Origin of the sequence: Cyanobium sp. Cruz CV13-4-11, assembly GCF_024346055.1 — a bacterium.
In the GTDB taxonomy this organism is placed as follows: domain Bacteria; phylum Cyanobacteriota; class Cyanobacteriia; order PCC-6307; family Cyanobiaceae; genus Cyanobium.
This window is the reverse complement of record NZ_JAGQCH010000006.1, coordinates 1-21707: the sequence shown is the minus strand read 5'-3', so window position 1 is coordinate 21707 and position 21707 is coordinate 1. Positions and strand designations below refer to the sequence as shown.

15 protein-coding genes are annotated in these 21707 nt (G+C 71.0%); 13 read left to right on the top strand and 2 right to left on the bottom strand.

Annotation, left to right across the window (positions count from 1 at the left end):
- Nucleotides 1–7 precede the first annotated feature (7 nt).
- The 6 genes from KBZ12_RS06000 to KBZ12_RS05975 all read left to right on the top strand — a co-directional run bounded on the left by KBZ12_RS06000 (nucleotide 8) and on the right by KBZ12_RS05975 (nucleotide 11712).
- A complete protein-coding gene (locus tag KBZ12_RS06000) occupies nucleotides 8–3292 on the top strand; it encodes an exodeoxyribonuclease V subunit gamma (protein ID WP_254957003.1) in 3285 nt (1094 codons plus the stop codon).
- The gene (locus KBZ12_RS05995; RefSeq protein ID WP_254957002.1) at nucleotides 3289–7086 is read left to right on the top strand and encodes a UvrD-helicase domain-containing protein; all 3798 of its coding nucleotides are present in this window, start codon (nucleotides 3289–3291) and stop codon (nucleotides 7084–7086) included. The genes KBZ12_RS06000 and KBZ12_RS05995 overlap by 4 nt, the downstream gene beginning before the upstream one ends.
- Nucleotides 7083–8723, top strand: coding sequence for an ATP-dependent RecD-like DNA helicase (locus tag KBZ12_RS05990; RefSeq protein ID WP_254957001.1), 1641 nt, complete (start codon nucleotides 7083–7085; stop codon nucleotides 8721–8723). The genes KBZ12_RS05995 and KBZ12_RS05990 overlap by 4 nt, the downstream gene beginning before the upstream one ends.
- A gap of 313 nt (nucleotides 8724–9036) precedes the next feature.
- Nucleotides 9037–9414, top strand: coding sequence for a phosphomannose isomerase type II C-terminal cupin domain (locus tag KBZ12_RS05985; RefSeq protein WP_254957000.1), 378 nt, complete (start codon nucleotides 9037–9039; stop codon nucleotides 9412–9414).
- A gap of 89 nt (nucleotides 9415–9503) precedes the next feature.
- On the top strand, nucleotides 9504–11354 hold the full coding sequence (locus KBZ12_RS05980; protein ID WP_254956997.1) for a DEAD/DEAH box helicase: 1851 nt from the start codon (nucleotides 9504–9506) through the stop codon (nucleotides 11352–11354).
- A 34-nt stretch (nucleotides 11355–11388) separates the two neighbouring features.
- Entirely contained in the window at nucleotides 11389–11712 is a 324-nt protein-coding gene (locus tag KBZ12_RS05975) for a hypothetical protein (protein WP_254956996.1), read from the top strand.
- Between the two features lie 41 nt (nucleotides 11713–11753).
- Here KBZ12_RS05975 and KBZ12_RS05970 read toward each other — a convergent pair whose 3' ends face one another.
- Nucleotides 11754–11957, bottom strand: a complete 204-nt coding sequence (locus KBZ12_RS05970) for a hypothetical protein (protein WP_254956994.1) — start codon at nucleotides 11955–11957, stop codon at nucleotides 11754–11756.
- Between the two features lie 285 nt (nucleotides 11958–12242).
- On the opposite strand from KBZ12_RS05970, the gene KBZ12_RS05965 reads away from it, so the two are divergent.
- The 3 genes from KBZ12_RS05965 to KBZ12_RS05955 are packed head-to-tail and all read left to right on the top strand — an operon-like array spanning nucleotide 12243 to nucleotide 15446.
- Nucleotides 12243–12662 carry an RNA-binding protein gene (locus KBZ12_RS05965; protein ID WP_254956993.1) on the top strand — a complete coding sequence of 140 codons (420 nt, stop codon included), beginning with the start codon at nucleotides 12243–12245 and terminating at the stop codon, nucleotides 12660–12662.
- Nucleotides 12659–14488, top strand: a complete 1830-nt coding sequence (locus KBZ12_RS05960; protein WP_396100717.1) for an ABC transporter ATP-binding protein — start codon at nucleotides 12659–12661, stop codon at nucleotides 14486–14488. The genes KBZ12_RS05965 and KBZ12_RS05960 overlap by 4 nt, the downstream gene beginning before the upstream one ends.
- A 31-nt stretch (nucleotides 14489–14519) precedes the next feature.
- Nucleotides 14520–15446: an LCP family protein gene (locus KBZ12_RS05955; RefSeq protein WP_254956992.1), complete on the top strand. Its 927-nt coding sequence runs from the start codon at nucleotides 14520–14522 to the stop codon at nucleotides 15444–15446.
- Here KBZ12_RS05955 and KBZ12_RS05950 read toward each other — a convergent pair.
- Nucleotides 15415–15918 (bottom strand): MgtC/SapB family protein, encoded by a 504-nt coding sequence (locus KBZ12_RS05950; protein WP_254956990.1) that lies wholly within the window; start codon nucleotides 15916–15918, stop codon nucleotides 15415–15417. The two genes, KBZ12_RS05955 and KBZ12_RS05950, sit on opposite strands and share 32 nt — an antisense overlap.
- Before the next feature lie 126 nt (nucleotides 15919–16044).
- On the opposite strand from KBZ12_RS05950, the gene KBZ12_RS05945 reads away from it, so the two are divergent.
- From KBZ12_RS05945 to KBZ12_RS05930, 4 genes are read left to right on the top strand one after another with little or no spacing between them, the layout of a single operon-like run.
- Nucleotides 16045–17052 (top strand): hypothetical protein, encoded by a 1008-nt coding sequence (locus KBZ12_RS05945; RefSeq protein ID WP_254956989.1) that lies wholly within the window; start codon nucleotides 16045–16047, stop codon nucleotides 17050–17052.
- A 3-nt stretch (nucleotides 17053–17055) separates the two neighbouring features.
- Nucleotides 17056–18399, top strand: coding sequence for a carbohydrate porin (locus KBZ12_RS05940; protein ID WP_254956988.1), 1344 nt, complete (start codon nucleotides 17056–17058; stop codon nucleotides 18397–18399).
- A 57-nt stretch (nucleotides 18400–18456) separates the two neighbouring features.
- A complete protein-coding gene (locus KBZ12_RS05935) occupies nucleotides 18457–20112 on the top strand; it encodes a TolC family protein (protein WP_254956987.1) in 1656 nt (551 codons plus the stop codon).
- Complete coding sequence (locus KBZ12_RS05930; protein ID WP_254956985.1) at nucleotides 20109–21515, top strand: chloride channel protein; 1407 nt, start codon at nucleotides 20109–20111, stop codon at nucleotides 21513–21515. Before KBZ12_RS05935 ends, KBZ12_RS05930 begins: the two co-directional genes overlap by 4 nt.
- Nucleotides 21516–21707 lie beyond the last annotated feature (192 nt).

Sequence of the window (21707 nt, the reverse complement as noted above, 5' to 3'; positions counted from 1 at the left end):
CGGCCCCTTGCTGACGGTCTTTCGCAGCAACCGGGCGGAACTGCTGGCCCGGGTGCTGGCCACCCAGTTGCGCTTGCAGCCCCCCGATCCCTTCGAGCAGGTGCAGGTGGTGGTCAACACCTGGCCCACCAGCCGCTGGCTCGGGGAGCAACTGGCCGAACACCTGGGCGGCATCGCCGCCAACCTGCGCTTTCCTTTCCCGGGCAGCCATCTGCGCCAGCTGGTGGAGCGGTTGCTGGCCCCAGGGGAGCCCGTGGCCGGTGGGGGCGCGGCCGATCCCTGGCGCGCCGACCAGCTGGTCTGGCCCCTGCTTGGCCTGCTGCCGGCGGTGGCCGCCGCGCCGGAGGGGCGGCCGCTGCGCCACTGGCTGGCCGAACGGGGCGGCGGCGATCAGCTGGAACTGGGCCACTGGCAGCTGGGGCGCGCCATCGCCGATGCCTTCGATGACTACGCCCTCTACCGGCCGGAGCTGCTGGGCGCCTGGGGGGCAGGACAGGCGATCGATGCCAGCGGCCGGCCCCTGCCGGCGAACCAGTGCTGGCAGCCCCTGCTCTACCGCTCCCTGCTCCAGGAGCTGGGCCAGGAACCCTTCGGCCGCCGGGTGCAGGAGCTGGTCGGCAGGCTGCGCCGCGGTGAACTCGCCGAGGAGGCCCGCGGCACCCCCCTGCGTCTCTTCGGCCTCAGCAGCATGGCGCCGGTCCAGGTGCAGCTGCTCCAGGCCCTGGGCCTGCATCGGTCGGTGGACCTCTACCTGCTCACCCCCTGCCGCGATCTCTGGCAACGCTGCGGCGAGCGTCGCCGCCAGCTCAGTGATGCCCTGGCCTTGCGCCAGCCGCTCGAGGCCAACTGGCTGCTGGAGGCCCCGGGCCTGGAGGCCCGCTTCGGCCGTCTGGGGGGGGAGTTTCAGCAGCTCCTGGAGGGCACCGGTGAGGCCCAGCTGGGGGAGGAGCAGGAGAAGGACCTCTTCTTCGCTGCGGCCAGCGGCCCTGGGCCGGCCCCCCTGCTGGCCCAGCTGCAGGACCAGCTGGCTGACGCCAGTCGGATACCGGCCCTTCAGGTGGGTCCGCAGGATCGCTCCTTGGAGTTCCATGCCTGCCCTGGCCGGCTGCGGCAGGTGCAGATCGTGCGCGACCGCCTGCTGCAGCTGCTGGCGGCCGACCCCAGCCTCGAACCCCGCGACATCCTGGTGATGACGCCGGACATCAACGGCTTCGCCCCACTGGTGGCCTCGGTGTTCGGCGATCGCCACGCCACGGAGGTCGACCTCCCCTGGCGACTGACTGACCGCAGCCAGGAGGAGGGGGCCGGCCTCGGCAGCACGTTGCTGCTGCTCCTGGAGCTGGCTGGCACGCGCCTCACCGCCTCCGGCCTGGAGACCCTGCTGGGTTGCGGGCCCCTGCTGGACCGTTTCGGCCTCGAGGCCAGGGAGGCGGCCCGCCTGGTGGAGGCCTTGCAGGAGGCGGGCTTCCGTTGGGGCCTGGACGCCCAGGAAAAGGATAGCGCCTGCCACAGCCTGGCCTGGGCCATCGACCGGCTGCTGCTCGGCCTGGTGCTGCCCGCTGACGTGGGCCTGGCGCCGGGGGACACGGCCCCCTGGGACGGGGGCGTGCCCCTGGAGCTGACCGGCCGCTGGCTGCATCTGCTCGGCCGGCTGCGCCATTGGCTGGGGGAGCTGCGTCGCGGCGGCGCTGTGACCATCTGGGTGGAACGGCTGAGGCGGCTGATCGACGACCTTTTCGGCGATGGCGGCGAGGCCGCCGGTGAACGGCCGGACCTGATGGCGGCGATCGACGCCTGGCAGACCGCCGCCGGCAGCTGTCCCCTGGGCCTCGAAGCGCCGGTGGTGGCGGCCGTGCTGCGGGAGCGGCTCGGGGCCGAAAGCGGCCGCTTCGGCCACCGCAGCGGCGCCCTGACGATCAGCGCTCTGGAGCCGATGCGGGCCATCCCGTACCGGGTGGTCGTGCTCATGGGACTGGAGGCGGGCCTGTTTCCCCGGCCGGGTGACCGTCCCGCCTTCCACCTGATGGAGGGCCAGCGCCAGCTTGGCGATCCCCATCCCGCCGACCAGGACCGCTATGTCCTGATGGAGGCCCTGCTCTCGGCCCGGGACCACCTGCTGCTCAGCTGGAGCTGCCGCGACGACCGGACCGGCGCCGCCCTGCCCCCCTCCGGCCCGGTGGGCCAGTGGCTGCAATGGCTGGCCGGCCAGGTGGGCCCGGAGGCCATGGCATCTCTGCAGGTGGAGCACGCCGCCAACCCCCTCGACCGGCGCAACTTCCTGCCCGCCGCCGGACGGGAGGCCCCCTCCTGCGACCGGCGGCTGCTGGAGGCGGTGCGCCGCCTGAGCGGTGATCCACCGCCGCCGCCGCCGCCGCCGCTGCTGGGGGGGGTGAGCCCCCTGGAAGCCCCCACAGCCACTGAAGCCGACCCCTTCAGTGACCTGCGGGACTGGCTGGCGGCCCCCCAGACGCACTGGCTCCGGTCCCTGGGCCTGCGCCCCGGCGAATGGGACCGGCGCATCGACGACCTCGAGGCCCTGTCCCTGGGGGAGCGGGAGCGTTCCGCCCTGCTGCGGGGAAGGCTGCAGCGCAGCGACGGCGACCCCGGCGAAGGAGACCAAGGCACGGCGGCGGACTGGCTCGCCTGGCACCGCGGACAGGGTCTGCTGCCCCCCAGGGCCGCGGGTGGCCTGGAAGCGGGCCTGCTGCAACGGCGCTGGTCGAGCCTGGCGGCGGCCCTCGAGCGCCTCGGCCCCCCCAGGCAGGTCAGCCACCAGTGGGGACCCTGGCAGGCCCCGATCCCCTGGCGCGGCGAGACGGTGGTGCTGGTGCATACCGCCCAGGCCCGCGTCGGCCACCGGGTGGAGCTCTGGCTGCAGCTGCTGCTCGCGGCCGCCGCGGCCGGGGAGCCACAGCGGGGCGTGCTGATCGCCCGCGAGGACGACGTCTTCGCCCCGGCCCTGGAACTCAGGGCGCCGGCACCCCAGGCGGCCCGCGACGAACTGGAACGGCTGGCCGGCCTGCAGCGTGGCTGGCGTCGCCAGGGCTGGCCGGTGCCCCCGGAAACGGGCTGGAGTTACGCAGTCACCGAGCGCAAGCGTCCGGGCCAGGGGCGATCCAAGGCCGCCGGCACCTGGGAGGGTTCCAGCTTCCACAGCGGTGAGCGGGAACGGGCCGAGATGGAGGCCTGCTTCGGCGCCCAGCTGCCGGCGGAGGCCCTGCTGACGCCGGAGCGGCTGGAACTGGCCGACGCCCTGTACTCCCCCCTGCTGGCGGCGGAGGACGGACCATGACGACCACCGAGGCCCCAGCCCCCGAAAGCTTCGATCCCAACGCCGTCCCCCTCGAAGATGGCGTGCTGCTGCTGGAGGCCAGCGCCGGCACCGGCAAGACCTTCGCCCTGGCCCACCTGGTGCTGCGGCTCCTGGCCGAGCGGCGGCTGGGGCTGCGGCAGCTGCTGGTGGTGACCTACACCAACGCCGCGGCGGCGGAACTTCGCGACCGCATCGGCCGTCGGATCCAGGAGGCCCTCACCGGCCTCCAGCCCCCCCCGGGCTGGCGGGCACCCGATCCCGTGCTGGAGCAATGGCTGGAACTCCAGCCGGGCGAGGCCGGAGCCCGCGGCACGGTGCAGGGCCTGCTGCTGCTGGCCCTCGAAGAACTCGACGTCGCCGACATCACCACCATCCATGGCTTCTGCCAGCGCACGCTGCGGCGCCAGGCCATGGCGGCCGCCCGGCCGCCGGACCTGACGGTGGAGACCGATGCCGGTGAACTGGTGCGCCAGGTCGCCCACGATTACTGGCAGCAGCAGGTGCTGGCCCTTCCCCTGCACCTGGTGGAGGGGCTGGCGACGGCTGCCGGCCTGGACGACCTGGAGCGCCTGTTGCAGTTGCTCGACGGGGACCCCGGCCTGGTGCTTGATCCCCTGCCGGAGGGCCTGAGCCTGGAACGGCCGCTGGTGGAACAGCAGGAGACGCTATGGCACCAGCCCTGGAAACACTTCAAGCAGGCCTGGGCGGCCCAGGGGCAGGCCCTGGATCAGGCCTTCCGCAACGCCGCCGGCGAGTGGCGCGCCGCCGGCGCCGGCGGCATCACGCCCTACGCCGTCAGGCCCAGAACCGACCACTGCGGGGTGGTCGAGGCCTGGCTCGCCGGCCAGGACGACAACGGCAGTTACGCCGCCATCCGTACCGAGAAGGAGCTAGGGGGGTACTTCCACCCCCAAACCTTCTGCCGGGTGGCCCGGTCGGTGGAAGGCCCCGAGCGGGACATCCGACTGCCCTGCCCGGAGCTGCTGGAGGCGGTGGCCGCCCTGCGGGAGGGTCCGGCCGAAGCGGTGCTGCTGCACGGCTGCCACTGGGGACGGGCCGAGCTGGCCCGGCGTCGGGCGCGCAGCGGCAGCATCGGCTTCGCCCAGCTGCTCGAGGGGCTCGACCCGGGCCCGGAGGCCACGGCTGCCACGCCCCTGCTGCGGGCGGTGGGGGAGCGGTACCGGGCGGCCCTGATCGACGAGTTCCAGGACACCGACCCCGTCCAATGGCGGATCCTGCAGCTGGCCTTCGCCGATGACGCCCACCTGCTGGTGATGGTGGGCGATCCGAAGCAGGCCATCTACCGCTTCCGTGGCGGCGACCTGGATACCTACCGTCGGGCCCGCCGCAGCGCCGCTCGCGTGCTCGCCCTGCAGGAGAACCGGCGCTCCAGCCCAGCGCTGATCAATGGCCTCAACAAGCTGATGGCCCCGGCGGGCCTGCCCCGCTCGTCCCTGCCGGTGCCGGAGGTCGAGGCCCGATCCCGGCGCCGCGGCCCCGACGGCATGGCCCCGCTGCGCCTGCTCTGGCTTGGCCATGGGCGGACGGCCGAGGCCCCCCTGCCCAGCAAGAGTGCGCTGGAAAGCCGGCTGCCCGACCTGGTGGCCGGCGCCGTCGCGGAACTGCTGGAGGAGGCCCCCGCCCTGGTATCGGGTGACGGCCAGCCCCCCCGCCCCCTCCGGGCCGGCGACATCGCCCTGCTGGTCCACAACCACCACCAGGCGGAGCAGCAGCGCAGCGCCCTGGAGCGCCAGGGCATCGCCAGTCGGCTGGTGAGCAAGGCCGATGTGTTCGCCAGCCCGGCGGCCACCGCCCTGCAGCGGCTGCTGGATGCCCTCGCCGATCCGGCCGATCCCAACCGCCTGCGGCTGCTGGCCGCCTCCCCCCTGCTCGCCTGGTCGGCCGAGCGGATGGCCGCCACCGAGCCGGGCGAATGGAGTGAGCTGGCCGGACGGCTTCAGGCCCTGGCCAGGGATCTGCCCGATCAGGGACCGCTCGGGGTGCTCTCCCAGCTGGTGGACGGCGAAGGTCTGGCCCGACTGAGTGCCGGCGGCCGGTTGCTGGCGGATCTGCAACAGGTGGCCGAACTGCTGCAGGAACGTCTGCACGTGGAGCACCTCGCCCTGGAGGCCGCCGCCGACTGGCTGCGGCGGCTGCGGCTCGACCAGAGCCGGGCCTCCGGAACCATCCCGGAGTCCCACCAGGCCCACAGCGACAAGGTGGACGAGGCGGTCACGGTGATCACGGTGCACCGCAGCAAGGGCCTGGAGTTTCCCGTGGTGGTCTGCCCCTATCTCTGGGAGGCGGCCGGCACCGCTGCATCGGGCCGGCACCGGGTGGGGATCCGCTGGCAGCCGCCCGGCAGCGCCGAGTCCCACCTCAACCTTCACCTGCGCCCCTCCTGGGGCCAGGGATGGCAAGCCCTCCGCCAGCAGCGGCAGGCCGAACGGGCCGAGCGGGAGCGGCTGGCCTACGTGGCCGTCACCCGCGCCCAGCACCTGCTGGTGCTGGCCTGGGCGCCGGCGAAGGGACAGCAGGCGAACCCCCTGTTCCCCTGGTTGTTTCCCGGCGAGCCCCTGCCCGATCCCGAGGATGGGGACTCCATCGCAGCCCTGGGCGACGACGACTGGCAGGCGCGGCTGCGGCAGGAGATCGCCCAGCGTTCGCTAGAGCTGGATCTGCACCAGCCCCCCAGGCAGCCGCCCAGCCGTCACCGCCTGCCCCAGCCCCCGGAGGCGATCGCCGCCCTTCGCTGCGGCCCTGTGCCCCTGCGCCGCCTGGACACGGCCTGGGGCCGCAGCAGCTACACCGCCTGGACCCGCGCTGTCCACAACGTCCCGTTGTCGGTGATGGCCCTCGACGAAGGCCGGGACACCAGTGATCCCAGCCCCGCCGAGGAGGCCCCGGAGGCTGGGGCCGACCTATGGCCCGAGCAGGGCCCCCTGGCCGGTTTCGCCCGCGGTGCGGCCGCCGGCGACTGCCTGCATCGGATGCTGGAGCAGCTGGACTACCGCCGTCCCACCGATGCGGCGGCGAACCGGGAGCTGGTGGAGCGGGAGCTGCGCCGGGCCGGCCTGGAGGCCAATCCCCTGGAGCCGCTGCTGCAGGGACTGGAGCTGGTGCGCCTCACCCCCTTCGGCGCCGAGCTGGGCTCCCTGCGGGTGGCCGACCTGGGGCCGGAACGCCGGCTGAACGAGATGAACTTCGATCTCACCCTTGGTTTCGCCAGGGCCGCGGGCCTGGCCGCGGCCTTCGCCGACCACCCCGGCGGCGCCTTCGGGGCGGCCTATGCCGCCACCGTGGCGGCCCTGCCGGTGGCCAGCCGCGGCTTCCTCACCGGTTCCATCGACCTGATCTTCACTGCCACGGGGGCCGACGGACAGGAGCGCTGGTGGGTGGCCGACTGGAAGAGCAACTGGCTGGGCCGACGGGACAGCGAGGGCCGGCCCCTGGCCTGCGGCCCCCGCCACTACGGCCAGGAGGCGATGGCGGCCCTGATGGCCCACAGCCACTACCCCCTCCAGGCCCACCTCTATCTGGTGGCCCTGCACCGCTACCTGGGCTGGCGTCTGCCGGACTACGCACCGGAGCGCCACCTGGGGGGCTATGCCTACGTCTTCCTGCGCGGCACCCCCGGGGACATGGGGATGCAGGCCCTGCCTGGGGCGGTGCCGGGCCTGTTCGTGGAACAGCCCCCCCTGGCCAGGGTGCTCGCCCTCGACGGCGCCCTGGGCGGCCACGCCGCGGCCGGCATCGGAGCGGGGTCGCCATGAGGGACCCCAGCCCCACCCCCCAGCCCTGGCTGACGGCCCTCGGCCCCAGCCTGGCCGAAGCCCTGCCGCGTCTCTACGACACCCCCCCCGATCCCCTGATCGGCGAGTTGATCCACGCCCTCACCGCCGCCCTGGGGCGGGGGGAGCTGGAGCTGGATCTGAACGGACCGGCACCGGCCGAAGTGAGCGCGGCGTCCTGGCCCGAGGCGCACCGCGCTGCCTTGGCGCACAGTCCGCTCTGCCGGGATCCGGACAGCCCCATGGCCCTGGAGGCAGGACGGCTGCAGTGGCGCCGCTGGCAGCGGCAGCGGCAGGAGGTGATCGAGGCCCTGATCTCCCGTGCCGGCCTCCTGGAACCATCGGCCTCCAGCCCAGGGGCCGGGGCCCAGGCCCTCCCCGCCCTGGCGGGCCTCGATGGGCGGCAGCGGCAGGCGGTGGCCGCGGTGCTGAACCACGGGCTGGTGCTGCTGGAAGGGGGGCCCGGCACCGGCAAGACCAGCACGGTGGCCGGCATGATCGCGGCCCATCGGGCCGTGGAGCCGGACGGCCACCTGCACCTGGCAGCACCCACCGGCAAGGCGGCGGCCCGCCTGCGGGCCGCCACCGGGGGCACCATCCCCTGCACGACCCTGCACCGGCTGTTGGAGAGCCGCGGTGACCGGTTCGGCCGCCACCGCAACCGCCGCCTCGACCTTGACCTGCTGGTGGTGGATGAGGTCTCGATGCTGGACCTGGGCCTGATGGCCGCCCTGCTGGAGGCCTTGCCCACCAGCTGCCGGCTGGTGCTGGTGGGCGACCCGGGCCAGCTGCCGCCCATTGCGCCCGGGGCCGTGCTCCAGGAGCTGCAACGGCCCGATCGCCGCCGGCAGCTCGGGTCCGCCGCCATCACCCTGACCACCACCTACCGCAACGCCGGGGCCATTGCCGCGGTGGCCAGCGCCCTGCGCCAGGGCCAGGGCCTGGCCACCGCCACCGGCGCCAGTGCAACCGACCTGCTCGCCACCATCCTGCCCCTGCTCCAGGCGCTGGAGCCCACCGACAACCTTCAGTGGCGTGCCTGCTCCCCCCGGACCTTGCCGCCGGAGCTGCTGGAGCGGCTGCGCCGCCACCAGGCCTCCCTGGCGGGGCTGGCGGCACGCTGCCGGCCAGGGAGCGATCCAGGCTGCCGCGCTCTGCTCGCCGCGCGCGACCGGCTGCTGGTGATGGCCCCCCAGCGCCAGGGACGCTGGGGGCTGGAAACGATCCATCGGACCCTGCTGGGGGGGCGACTGGACGGCGACCTGCAGGATCTGCCGGCGGGCACCCCCGTGCTCTGCCGGCGCAACCTGCCGGAACTGGACCTGGCCAACGGGGATGTGGGGCTGATCGTGGGCGGGCCGGGCCCATCGGCGCGGCTGCTGTTCGGCGACGGGGGCGGGGAGGCGGTCTGGATCCATCCCGGCCAGCTGGCTGGGGCGGCCGAGCCCGCCCTGGCTCTGACGGTTCACAAGGCCCAGGGCAGCGAAGCCGAGGAGGTGATCGTGCTGCTGCCCAGTGGCGGGTCCCAGGATGGCCGCCTGCTCTACACCGCCCTGACCCGGGCCAGGCAGGGCGCCCTGCTGCTCACCGAGGCGGCCTCGGGTGTCTACGAAAAGTGAACCGTCCGTGGCCGGCATCGGCCCCAGATCCATACTTCATCTATCGGCGCGGTACCCCGGGTCGAACTCTCTGGACCCCATGTTCCAATAGTCTCCCCCGCTGGGATCTCTCCCCTTCAGGGAGCCCCTCCATTTCTCCAGATCCCCCTCGAGAAATGTCCTCAAGCATCGTCACGAAGGATCGGCCCGGCCCCGCCGGACTCCGCACCTCAGGTGCCCCGAGGTCGACAGGGACAACCCCCATGGATTCCCTGGCCCCAGGTGGTTCCGGTCAGTCTTTTTCCCATCCGACATCCCCACCCAGCGGCGCCCGTTGACAGCTTTCAACACGGCGCGCGTCCAGCGTCCCTGGGGATGGTTCGAAACCCTGGCGACGGGCCCCGGCTATCTCGTCAAGCGGATCCTGATCAAGGCGGATCAACGCATCAGCCTGCAGCGCCACCACCACCGCAGCGAGCACTGGGTGGTGGTGGCCGGCACCGGTGTGATGGAGTGCGATGGCGATGGTCTCGCCGCGGTCCCCGGCGCCACCCTGTTCGTCCCCTGCGGTGGCGTCCATCGGGCGACGGCGGCGGCAGCCTCCGACCTGGAAATCATCGAGGTGCAGCTGGGCACGCAGCTGCAGGAGGACGACATCGAGCGTTTCAGCGATGATTACGGCCGGGTGGTAAAGTCTCTTCTCAACCTTTGAGCAAGGGCAAGGCAGCCCGGGTGCAGGGCACCCATTCCCACGGTCCGCTGCCGGCCTGCGTTGAAGGATTCACCAGGCTCCAGCATTCCGTGACCCAGATCATTGACGGCAGCACCCTCATCGGTGCCGCCGATTCCCAGGCGGCCATCGAGCAGCCCTGCGAGGACACTGTCCTCCCGTCTGTCGTGGCTCTCCAGGAGGACGATCTCACCCTCGCCCAACCCGAGGCGGAAACCTCCGTCCCCGTCAGCGCCTTCGCCGCCTTCGGCCTGCGCCGTGAACTTCTCGACGGCCTGGCGGCCATCGGCTTCGAGGAACCCTCCCCGATCCAGAAAGCCGCCATTCCCGAGTTGATGCTCGGCCGCGACCTGGTGGGCCAGGCCCAGACCGGCACCGGCAAGACGGCGGCCTTCGGCCTGCCCCTGCTGGAGCGCCTCGATGCCGGCCAACGCACCCCCCAGGTGCTGGTGCTGACCCCCACCCGCGAGCTGGCGATGCAGGTGGCCGAGGCCTTCAACAGCTATGCGGCCTGCATGAAGGGCGTCAAGGTGCTGCCGATCTACGGCGGCGCCGATTTCCGCGACCAGATCCAGCATCTGCGTCGTGGCGTGCAGATCGTCGTGGGTACCCCCGGCCGGGTGATGGATCACATGCGCCAGGGCACCCTCGACCTGTCCGGTCTGCGCAGTCTGGTGCTGGACGAAGCCGATGAAATGCTCCGCATGGGCTTCATCGACGACGTCAAGTGGGTGCTCGAGCAGCTCCCCGCCGAGCGCCAGGTGGTGCTGTTCTCCGCCACCATGCCCTCGGAGATTCGCCGCATCTCCCAGAACTATCTCAAGGACCCGGCCGAGGTCACCATTCGCCAGAAGGCCGCCGACGGCCGCCGCATCCGCCAGCGGCACTTGGTCGTGAACGGTCCCCAGAAGCTCGAGGCGCTGGAGCGGGTGCTCGAGGCCGAAGGCAGCGAAGGGGTGATCATCTTCGCCCGCACCAAGGCCATCACCCTGACGGTGGCCGAGTCCCTCGAGCAGCACGGCTATGACGTGGCGGTGCTCAACGGCGACGTCCCCCAGACCCAGCGGGAGCGCACCATCGAGCGTCTGCGCGATGGCCGCGTCAACGTCCTGGTGGCCACCGACGTGGCGGCCAGGGGCCTTGACGTCGACCGCATCGGCCTGGTCATTAACTACGACATCCCCTTTGACGGCGAGGCCTACGTGCACCGCATCGGCCGCACCGGTCGGGCGGGGCGCAGCGGCGAGGCGATCCTGTTCCTGACCCCGCGGGAACGGCGCTTCCTGGGGGGACTGGAGCGCGCCGTGAACCAGCCGATCGAAGCGATGGAGGTGCCCGGCAACGCCAGCATCAACCAGCACCGCCTCGACCGACTGCGTCAGAAACTCACCACAATCCTGCAGCAGCCCGTCTGCAATCCGGAAGAGCGGGCCCTGCTGGCCGAAATCCTGCAGCGGGTGGCCCAGGAGCAATCCTGCAGCCCCGACCAGCTGGCCCTCGCCGCCCTGGAGCTCGGGCTTGGCGGCAAACCCCTGCTGCTCCAGGGTGAGGAGCGCTGGGGTCAGTCCCGTCCCGGTGCCGCCACAAGGGAGCGCGACCGCGACCGTGGCGACAGGGAGCGGGGTGGTGATCGCCGGCCCTTCAACGACCGCACCCAGGAGCGCGGCGAGGACGGCCCCGAGGACAACATGGAACGGTTCCGTATCGAGGTGGGCTGGCGCGATCGGGTCAAGCCCGGGAACATTGTGGGCGCCATCGCCAACGAATCCGGCCTCGCCGGCCGCTCGATCGGAAAGATCCGCATCTTCGATGCCCACAGCACCGTCGACCTGCCCAAGGGCATGCCTGACGACGTCTTCGCGGACCTTCGTCGCCTGCGGGTGATGAACAAGGAACTTCAGATCTCCCGACTGGGCTCCTGATTCCCCTCGCCGGCGTTCACAACGCCAACACACCATGCCTTCCCAGCAGCGGCCCCGTTTGCGTTCCCCCCGCGTCCTGCCAGGTCCTGGCTGGCTGAGCTTCGGTCTGGTGGCCCTGGCGGCCATCGGGCCGGCGGGGGGGCCGACGCAGGCAGCCTCTGGCCCCATCATCGAGGTGGTGCGCTCGATCTGCCTCTCCGCCTTCGAAACGGAGCTGGCCCAGTCCGGCAAGACGGCTCCCGACGGGATGGCCAACTACGCCTGCAGCTGTGTGGCCGATCGCATCACCAGCGGCAGCAGCATCGCCTCAGCCCGCAGCAGCTGCAAGGACGCCACCTCAAAGCGCTACCCGATCTGATCGGGGTCCGGTGGCAGGCGCCGGACCCCACCGATCTGTCCTCAGGAGCACATCCGGGTGACCTCTTCGCAGGCCATCACCTGGAGGTCGCTGACCGTGAGCTGCTCCACGGCGGCGATCAGGGACATCTGGACGTCGTGACTTTCGCTGGCCACAAGGACCTGGAGCAGGTCGAAAAGATCCTGGGTTCCGAGCTCGCCATCCTCACGCCAGGTGAGGCTCCAGGGGACAGGGGGGCTGTTCATGGGATCAGCTTGATCAGGGTTTGCTGACAATGGAGCGTCCTGCCAAGGCTACGGGAAAACGTTCAGGAATCCTTCGCATCTGCTTCAAGCTTCTCCATGGTGCCTCGGGTCTCGGTTGTAGGCTTCCAGGCATTCCATGCCGCTCTGGCTCCCTTCGGCACGCACCGACGGTTCAGGCCCAACAGAACCAGACCCTCCCCAGGATCCGTTCTGCGTTCCATGCCGACCGCCTGCTTTCCCTGGGATTCCCGACACCGGAGGAATCCGTTCCAGCTTTTTCATTGAATGACCATCTACGTCGGCAACCTCTCGTTCCAGGCCGAACGCGAGGACCTTCTCGATCTCTTCGGCCAGTACGGCGAAGTTCGTCAGTGCAGCCTTCCCCTCGACCGTGAAACGGGCCGCAAACGCGGTTTCGCCTTCATCGAACTGGCCGACGATGCCTCCGAGCAGAAGGCCATTGACGACCTCCAGGACGTCGAATGGATGGGCCGCATGATCCGCGTCAACAAGGCCACACCCCGTGAAGGCGGTGGTGGGGGCGGTGGCGGCGGCCGCTCCGGCGGCGGCGGTCGCCCCGGCGGTGGCGGCGGTGGCCGCTCCGGTGGCGGCGGCTACGGCGGCGGCGGTGGTGGCGGCGGCTACGGGGGTGGTGGCGGCGGCGGCTACGGGGGTGGTGGCGGCGGCGGTGGCAATCGCTGGTGACGCCTGCGGCCACCACGGCCGTTGATGGCGCCAGGGCGCCCACCACCCCAGCACCGGGACTCTCGCGTCTGCTGGCCAGCCTGCGGCCCCACCGCAGGCTCGTCCGCCTGGCCGCCGCATGTTCGGTCCTCAACAAACTGTTCGACCTGGCTCCGCCCGTCCTCATCGGCCTGGCGGTCGATGTGGTGGTGCAGCAGCGCACCTCCTGGCTGGCCGGGCTCGGCTTCAGCACCGTTCCCGGGCAGCTGGGGGTGCTGGCGGTGCTGTCGTTCCTGATCTGGAGCGCCGAATCCCTGTTCGAATACCTGTACGCCCTGCTGTGGCGTCGCCTCGCCCAGACGGTCCAGCACGAGCTGCGCGTCGAGGCCTACGACCACCTCCAGCACCTGGAGATGGGCTTCTTCGAAACCGGCAGCAGCGGTCGTCTGCTCACGGTCCTCAACGACGACATCAACCAGCTGGAGCGCTTCCTCGATCAGGGGGCCAACGAGATCCTGCAACTGGTCACCACCGTCCTGGCGGTGGGCGGCACGATGCTGGTGCTGTCCCCCACGGTGGCGGGCGTCTCCTTCCTGCCGATTCCGCTGATCCTGTGGGGATCCCTGCGGTTTCAGCGGCGCCTGGCACCCCGCTATCGGGAGGTACGCGAGCAGGCCGGTGATCTGGCCAGCCTTCTGAGCAACAACATCGGCGGCATGCTCACCATCAAGAGCTACGCCGCTGAGGAGTGGGAGAAGCAACGCCTGATCGCCCAGAGCCAGGCCTACCGCGCCAGCAACGGCCAGGCCATCCGCCTGTCGGCGGCCTTCATCCCCCTGATCCGGTTCGCGATCCTGTTTGCTTTCATCGCGATCCTCGTGATCGGCGGCCTGCAGGCCTGGAGTGGTGCCATCGCCATCGGCACCTATTCGTTCCTCGTGTTCATCACCCAGCGGCTGCTGTGGCCGCTCACCACCCTGGGTCGCACCCTCGACGACTACCAGCGCGCCATGGCCTCCACCCACCGGGTGATGGATCTACTGGACACCCCTATCGCCATCCCCAGCGGCCATCGGCCGCTGGGGATATCCACTGTCCGCGGTCACATCCGCTTCGAGGCCGTCGACTTCGCCTACCCCGGCCGCGACAGGCTTCTGGAAGGCTTTGATCTGGAGGTGCCCGCCGGTGCCACGCTGGGGATTGTGGGGGCCACCGGCTCCGGCAAAAGCACCATTGTCAAGCTGCTGCTGCGGCTGTATGCGATCCAGGCGGGCCGGGTCCTGCTCGATGGCGTGGCGATCGACGAGCTGGCGCTGCAGGACCTTCGCCGCGCCATCGGTCTGGTGAGCCAGGAGGTGTTCCTCTTCCACGGCACCGTCGCCGAGAACATCGCCTACGGCAGCTTCCAAGCCAGTCGCGGGGCGATCGAAAGGGCCGCCGGTCTGGCCGAGGCGGCCGCGTTCATCGACGCGCTGCCCCAGGGTTACGCCACTGTGGTGGGGGAGCGGGGCCTGCGTCTTTCCGGAGGCCAACGCCAACGCATCGCCCTGGCCAGAGCGATTCTCAAGGATCCGCCGGTCCTGGTGCTGGATGAGGCCACCGCCGCCGTCGACAACGAAACGGAGGCCGCGATCCAGCGCTCCCTCGACCGCATCACAGCCTCACGCACCACCCTGGTGATCGCCCACCGGCTGAGCACGGTGCGCCACGCTGATCGGATCGTGGTGATGGAACGGGGACGGCTGGTCGAGAGCGGCGGCCATGACGACCTGCTCGCCCGGAACGGGGCCTATGCCGCCCTCTGGCGCGTGCAGACCGGGCTGAGGCCAGAGGAAGCCCTGTGCTGAGCCCAGGGGGCTTAGTTTGGATTGAATGAAGATGTCTAAACCCAGGCCGGCGCGTCGGCGGGCGCCCGTCATCATCGCCGTGGCCTGCGGTCTTGGGGCGGGCCTGCTGCTGGCGGGGCCCCTGGCCCAGTTGATCTCGGCAAGTGCCACCGCCGGGGGGGGCGCGGCGCTCACCAACCCCTTCGCCGCCTGGAGCGGCGGCATGGACCTCCAGGATGTGCTGATCCTGGGCACGGACGTGGGCGGCGGCAACACCGATGTGATCGCCACCCTGCGCATCGATGGCAACCGCACCAGTATCACCCAGATCCCGCGCGACACCTACATCGAGGCCGAGAGTTTCGGGCCGGTCAAGATCAATGCCCTCTACAGCCTGGGCGGCATCGAAGCGGTGAAGCGGGAGGTTTCCCAGCGTCTGGGCCGTCCCATCCAGCACCATCTGGTCGTCAATCTCTCCTCCATTCGCCAGATGGCCGACGTGCTCGGGGGGATCGAGGTGGATGTGCCCAAACGCATGCTCTACGAAGACCGGAGCCAGGGGCTGTCCATTGATCTGCAGCCCGGGGTGCAGACCCTGCGGGGCAAGGACCTGGAGGGCTTCCTGCGCTTTCGCCACGACGAAACCGGGGACCTCGGCCGCATGGACCGCCAGCAGCTGGCCCTGAAATCCCTGTTCCGCAAACTCACCCGACCCGAGTATCTGGTGCGCCTGCCGGCGCTGATGATGGCCGCCCGCAAGGACATCAGCACGGACCTCGGGCCGATGGAGCTGGGCGGCCTGATCACCGCCATGGGCAGCACCCAGCTGGACACCCAGAGGCTGGACGGCCGCCCCTTCTACAAGGACGGCATCAGTTACTGGGACGCCGTCTGGCCGGCTCCCGAGGGCGATCCCCTCGACGCTGAAGGCGACGGCCAGGCCAAGGCTACGAACGGCCGCCACCGTTTCCTTTTCTGAGACCCTCGGCCGATGGGGGACTGGCCTCACCGGTGTCGACCGTGCGGCCGTCGTCACGGACCGAGAGGGTGATCAGGGCCAGGCCGAGGGCCATCAGCACCGGCACCGGACTGGAGACGGCCACCGTGACGCCGAGGGCGGCGGTGAACCAGATCGACGCGGCACTGCTCAGACCCCGCACCTCCGGGATGCCGTGCTTCGAACGGACGGGAGGCACCAGGATTTCGCCGGCTCCCAGGAAGCCGACGCCCGTTGCCACCCCCTGAATCACCCGGCTGCGAGCCTGGGGATCGGGACCGGCCGCCAGAATCATCAGGCAGGCACTCATTCCCACCAACACATGCACCCGTAACCGGTTGGGATGGGCCCGGCTGCCGTGGTGCGCTCGGTTGATCCCCACGGCCAGTCCGCAGAGCACCGCCATGCCAAGCCGCAGCAGGGCTTCCAGATCCGGGCTCAGCGAGAGGACCATGGCTGCCCGCAACACGACACGTGGTCATCAACCATCGCGCATCGGCACACAGCCCTGGCGCATGGGCAAACATCCGGAGACCATGAACCTCCATAGGCTCCTGCCTGCCCAGCGCCTTTGAGGTCCGTGCGATCCGCCTTGCTTCGCAACAGCCTGAGGCTCGGGGTGGCCGCCTTCCTCACCGCGGCCCTGTCGCTCTGGTTCGAGCGCATCGCCTACGTGTGGTACCCGATGCTGGCGGTGGTCACGGTCATGGCGGACGGGGACGACCTCAGCCTCCAGGCCGCCAGGGTGAGGGTGTTGGGCACCATTACCGGAGGGCTGGTGCCCTTTCTGGTCCACACCACGCTGGCCGGCTGGCAGTCGGCGGCCGGGACCGCGACCCTGGTCAGCCTGATGTTCCTGATAACTCCGAGCCACGTGGCCCTGAACTGGGACTACGTGTTCAACCGCACCCTGGACACGGCCATCGGCTGCGTGATCGCCATTCTGGTGGGCCTGCTGTTTTGGCCCCGGCGGGGCTTTGACCGGCTGATGCGACTGTTCTGGACCGCGGCCGGCATCCTCGTGGCCCTGCTGTCCCTGCGCCTCTTCCGGACCGACCTGGCCGTGGAAAGCAACCGGCAGCTGGAACTGCCGACGGCCCGACGCTTGCGCCGTCAGCTGGTGGCGCTGCGCGACGCCATGCCCGCGGTGGCCGATGAGCTGGGCAACAACCCCACCAGCCACGCCACGTTCCGCCTGTTCCAGCTCCTGAATGGGGCTGGCTCCCAGCTGGTCGGTGTCTTCGATGGGCTGAGGCTCCTGGAGCACACCCCGTCGGATCGCGGCCCGCTGGAGGGACTGCATGGCACCCAGGCGGAACTGCTGCGGGTCGTGGCCGATCGACTGGAGCAATGGAACCTCTGCCTGGAGGTGCCCCACCGGCACCGGCCAGCCCCCCCGTGCACGCCCCTGACACCACCACCCCGTTGGGGGAGCCTGGAGCGTTGGCTGCACGATCCGGATCTGGATGGCCTCGAACTGATCCGTCTGCAGCGCAATGCCAGCCGGTTGATGCTCTGCGGCCAGGCCCTGCGCAGCCTCGAGCAGGCGGAGCACCGCTGGCGGGTCCTGGGGGAGCCCCCCCGCTGAGCCATGGGCGGATGGCGCTGCTCCCTGATCAAGGTTCCCCGGATCCGACCACCTCTGCTGCTGCCGCTGCTGCTGGCCAATGCCGCACCAGGCGTCGGGCAGCCACTCGAGCCGGAAGGGAGCCCGCCGCCATCGGCGGTGCCCCTGCTCAAGCTCGAGCCTGGCTGGGGCAGCCTCCACCAGACCCTTGGCCTGCCGGCCTGGGTCGATCTGGATCTGGAGGTCCTGGCCGAGCCGATGGGCAACCCCGCCGGTGGTCTGGTCCGGGAAGCGAGCTGGATCCAGCAGACGACCCTCACGCTGACCGTGAGGCCCCCCAGCGACCCGGCCCGCCAGGCGGCACGGGAATGGGACCGGTGGTCGATGCGGGTGGCCCTCGCCGGCTTCAACGGCGACCCCCTCTACGCCCAGCGGGTGGGGGTCGTGTTGCCGCTGCAAGAGGTGGCCAATCCGGTGGGGCTCTGGCTCACCCGTGCCAGCCTCCAGCGCCGATCCGCCGACGACCGCTGGAGCCTGGAGGCTGGGTTGGTGAGCATGACCCCCGATCTGTTCAGCATGCCGATCGAGGATTTTTACGTGCACGACGCCCTCAACGGGGCGCCGGTCCTGTTCTCCATCCCCAACTTTCCCGTCTTTCCCGTCGCCGCACCGGGCGCCCTGCTGGTGCTGCGGCCGACCCCGGCCAGCACCCTGCGGCTGGCCAGCTTCGATCTGGCGGCCACCGACTCGGTGGCCGGGCTCCTGGGGAGCGCCAGCGGCCTGCCCCCCGGACGGGGCTGGACCCACCAGCTGCAGTGGAGCTATGCAGCCCCCTGGCTGAACCGCCCCCTGGCCGCCCCCATCGCCGCCTGCCGCGAGGGAACCGGCCTCAGGCTGCGGCGCTCCACCTGCTCCCAACCGGTGCAGGTGGAGCGCCAACTGCCCGGAGGACTGCTGCAACTGGCGGCCTATGCCGGCACGGGCCCGAACCGGGGGGTGTACGGCAGTGCCACCGTGCCGGTGACACTGCCCTGGGGCCTCGACCACCGGATCTGGGCCGCGGCGGCGGCGGGACTCGACACCGCCGCCAATCCGACGCCCAGCTACATCGGTGGCGGCCTGGTGAGCCAGGGGGTCCTGCCCGGCCGCCCCTTCGACCTGCTGATCCTGGGCGTGGCCCGCACGGGCTTCAGCCCGATCACCAGCCCCGGTCTCAGCCACGAAGGCGTGGTGGAACTCGGCTACCAGATACGGATCAACCGGTCGTTCAACCTGCAGCCCAGCCTGCAGTGGATCCTCAATCCAGGTGGGGCTGGCCGGATACCAGGGGTGTTCGCCGCGGGCCTGCAGCTGGGCTTCAGCTTTTAGGGGCCGGTGCGACCAATGTCGAGCAAACTGGGCGCCGGATGGGGGAGACGGCGGGCCATGGGGGGCAGCGGAACGGGGCGCACCATGGCCAGGGGGATGCTGATGGGACTGGCGCTGGATATCGGCCTTGGATCAGGGCCTGGGGCCGGCCAGCCCCTGCCGGTGAGCAGAGGGGGCGATCGGGGTCGCCTTGAGCGCCGCTGGAACGAGCTGGATCGCCAGATCCGGGCCCTCGAAGAGCTGCTGCCCACGGAGGCGGCCCCCCCCAATGGCGGCGCCCTGGCCAGGCCACCACTGCCACCGCAGGTCACTGCGCCACTGACACCGCTGGCGCTGCCGGAGGCCGCCAGCCTGCGGGAAGGCCAGCCCCAGACCCTCAGCCTGGAGCAGAGCCTGGCGATCGGCTTCGCCAACAGCCCCACCCTGCAGGCCCGCCGCGAGGAGGTGGCGGCGGCCCTGGCCGAACTCCAAAGCCAGATGGGCACCTACTGGCCGCGCCTCTCGGCCTACGCCGCCGGTGGCACCGACCAGGCGAGCACCAGCTTCTTCTCCCCCGCCGGCACGGGGACCCTGTTCGCGCCCAGCCCCCCCTTCTTCATCCCCGCCGGCGGCAGGGGCTCCCTCAACACCAACGCCAATGGGGTGGCCACTGGTCTGCAGCTGCATTACGAGCAGCTGGATTACGAGCAGCTGGATTTCGCCCGCACACCCAAGGGGCGGGCCGCCATGGCGAGCCTGCGCAGCGGCCGTCTGGCCTACGCCGATGCCCTGCGGCGGCGGCTGCTGACCCTGAGCGAGAGCTACTACCAGCTGCAGCGGGTCGACCAGCTCGTGCGCATCCGCGAGGCCGTGGTTCGCAACGACCTGCTGATCCTGCAGGACAGCCTCGATCTCAAGCAGGCGGGCCTGGTCCCCCGGCTGGATGTGCTGCGGCGCCAGACGATCGAATCGGACGGGCAGGAACAGCTGATCGCCGCCCTGGCGGACCAGGCCATCGCCGGCCGCCGCCTGGCGGCCCTGCTCAATCTCCCTCCCCAGCTGACCCCCTCCGCCGGCGACCCGATCCGGCCCCAGCCCCGCTGGCCCCTGGATCTGGAGGCCAGCCTGGTGGCCTCCTACCGGGACAACCCGGAACTGGAAGCCCTCCTGGCCACCCGTGAAGCGGTGCTGCAGCAGAAGGATGCGGTCGCCGCCGGGCTGCGGCCGAAGCTGTCACTGTTCGCCAGCGCGGGGGCCAGCGCCACCAACGCCAACAGCTGGAACGTGCGGTTCGCCGACGGCGGCGGCGGCGGCACCACGGTGGCCACCTCCCTCAACACCTACGGCAGCGACTGGTCGGTGCGCCTGGCGGTGAGCTGGCTGATCTTCGACGCCGGCACCACCCGGGGCCAGGCCCGGGCCCTGGCTCGCCGGGGTGCAGCGGTGACCCAGCAGTACGCCGCCCAGCGCAACGACATCCGGCTGCGGATCGAACAGGCCTTCTTCGGCCGAGAAGCCAGCCTGGCGCCCTTCCGTGAGGCCCGCCTCCGTTACCAGGCGGGGCTGAGCAGCGAGCTGGATCTCTCCAACACCCAGGAGCGCCTGATCGGCAGCCTGGTGCAGCGGCTCAAGGCCACCGTGAACGTCACCTACGCCCAGCTGCTGCGGGACCTGCTGCCCATGCCCACCGATCCGGGGGCGCCGGTTCCGTCCCGCCTGCAGTTGACGCCATGACGCCATCCCCCGAAGCCATCGAAGCCTCCGATGCCCGGCGTTCCGGGAGCCTGGGGCGGGGCCAGATCATCGCCCTGCTGCTGGCCGCGCTGCCGTTGCTGCTGCTGCTGCAGCCCTATCAATGGCTCTCCGCCCTGGGTTTCCGCCTGCAGCGGGCCTGGCCCCTGGGCGACGGCGGCGCCATCCCCGGAGCCAGCCTGCTGTTGGTGTTCGCCGGCACGGCGCTGCTGACCCTGCTGGCGAACGGCCCCCTGAAGGACGGCCGGGGAGGCGGCCTCACCGGGGTGCAGGCCCTGCAGCTGGAGCGGGTGCGGCAGGGTCCGGCCCGCTCCGCGGCCCTCGCCTCCCTGGATCTGAGGCGTCAGCTGACCCGCCTGCCCTTGCTGCTGCTCACCCATGGCGCCAGCCTCACGGTGGGCCTGGAATCCCCCTCCGCCTCCCTGGGGGCGAGCCTGCTGCTGGCGCTGAGGGACAGGGTCGCCCCCCTGAGGCGTCTGCCCCTGCCGGTGCTGCTGGCGACCGGGGCCGGGGCCGGGCTGGGCATCGCCTTCAACTCCGTTCTGCTGGGGGTCACCTATGCCGTCGAGGAGCTGTGTCAGCGCCGCTCGGCCGCCCTGATCAACGGCACCCTGCTGACCACGGGCCTGGGGGTGGTGATCGGGGCTGCCACGGGCCTCTGGCAGAGCACGGCCGAAGCCGCTCCCGCCCACCACACCGGCATCTCCCTGCTGATGGGCGGAGGCACCCACCTGATCGCACCCGCCCTGCTGCTCACCCTCGGGGGGGGCTGGCTGGGGGGAGTGTTCAGCGCCGCCACCGCCTGGATGGCCGGGCGCTGGGGCCACTGGCTCTCAAAGCCGAAAGCGGCGCGGGGGGCGGCCGTCTCCAGGCCGCTGGTCTGGGCCCTTGCGGCCGCCCTGGTGATCAGCCTGGCGGCGGTCGCCAGCGATGGCTGGAGCCTCAATGACGGCCAGTTGCTGATCGTGCGCATGGCCTACGGCGAGGATCCCCCAGGGCTGGAGATCCTCCCCTGGCGCCTGCTGGCCTCGGTGCTGAGCATCGCCATCGGCGCCCCCGGGGGTGTGATGCACGATGCGATGTCCCTGGGGGCCCTGCTGGCCGGCCCGCTGATCGGCGATCTACCGCCCCTGGAACGGCAACTGCTGGTCTGGACCGGCGCGACGGCCCTGTTCAGCGGCGCCTGCCGCACCCCACTGTTCTGCGCCCTGTTCGTGGCCCAGATCGCCGGCACGGTCGCCCTGGTGCCGCTCGTGCTGCTGGTGGCCGCCCTGGCGGCGCCGATCGGTCGCTGGGTGAGCGAGGAAACCTGGAACGATGTGCAGCTGGAACGCTGGCTGGCTGCCCACGCCGCCAGCTTCGCAGGAAACCTGAAAAACGACTGAATGCTTGCCGTCCTTCCTTTCCTTCGCTGACCGCTGAGCTGAAGTCGGCGCTAAGTAACAACGTCCTTAAGGGCACCTCGAAAATTGCTAAGTGGACTTGATTCTGATGGAATCACGGCTATAATTACTAAGTGTGATCTGATTGCCACAGTGGGCCAACGAGGTTTCTGGGATGAGCAACAAAGAGTTTCA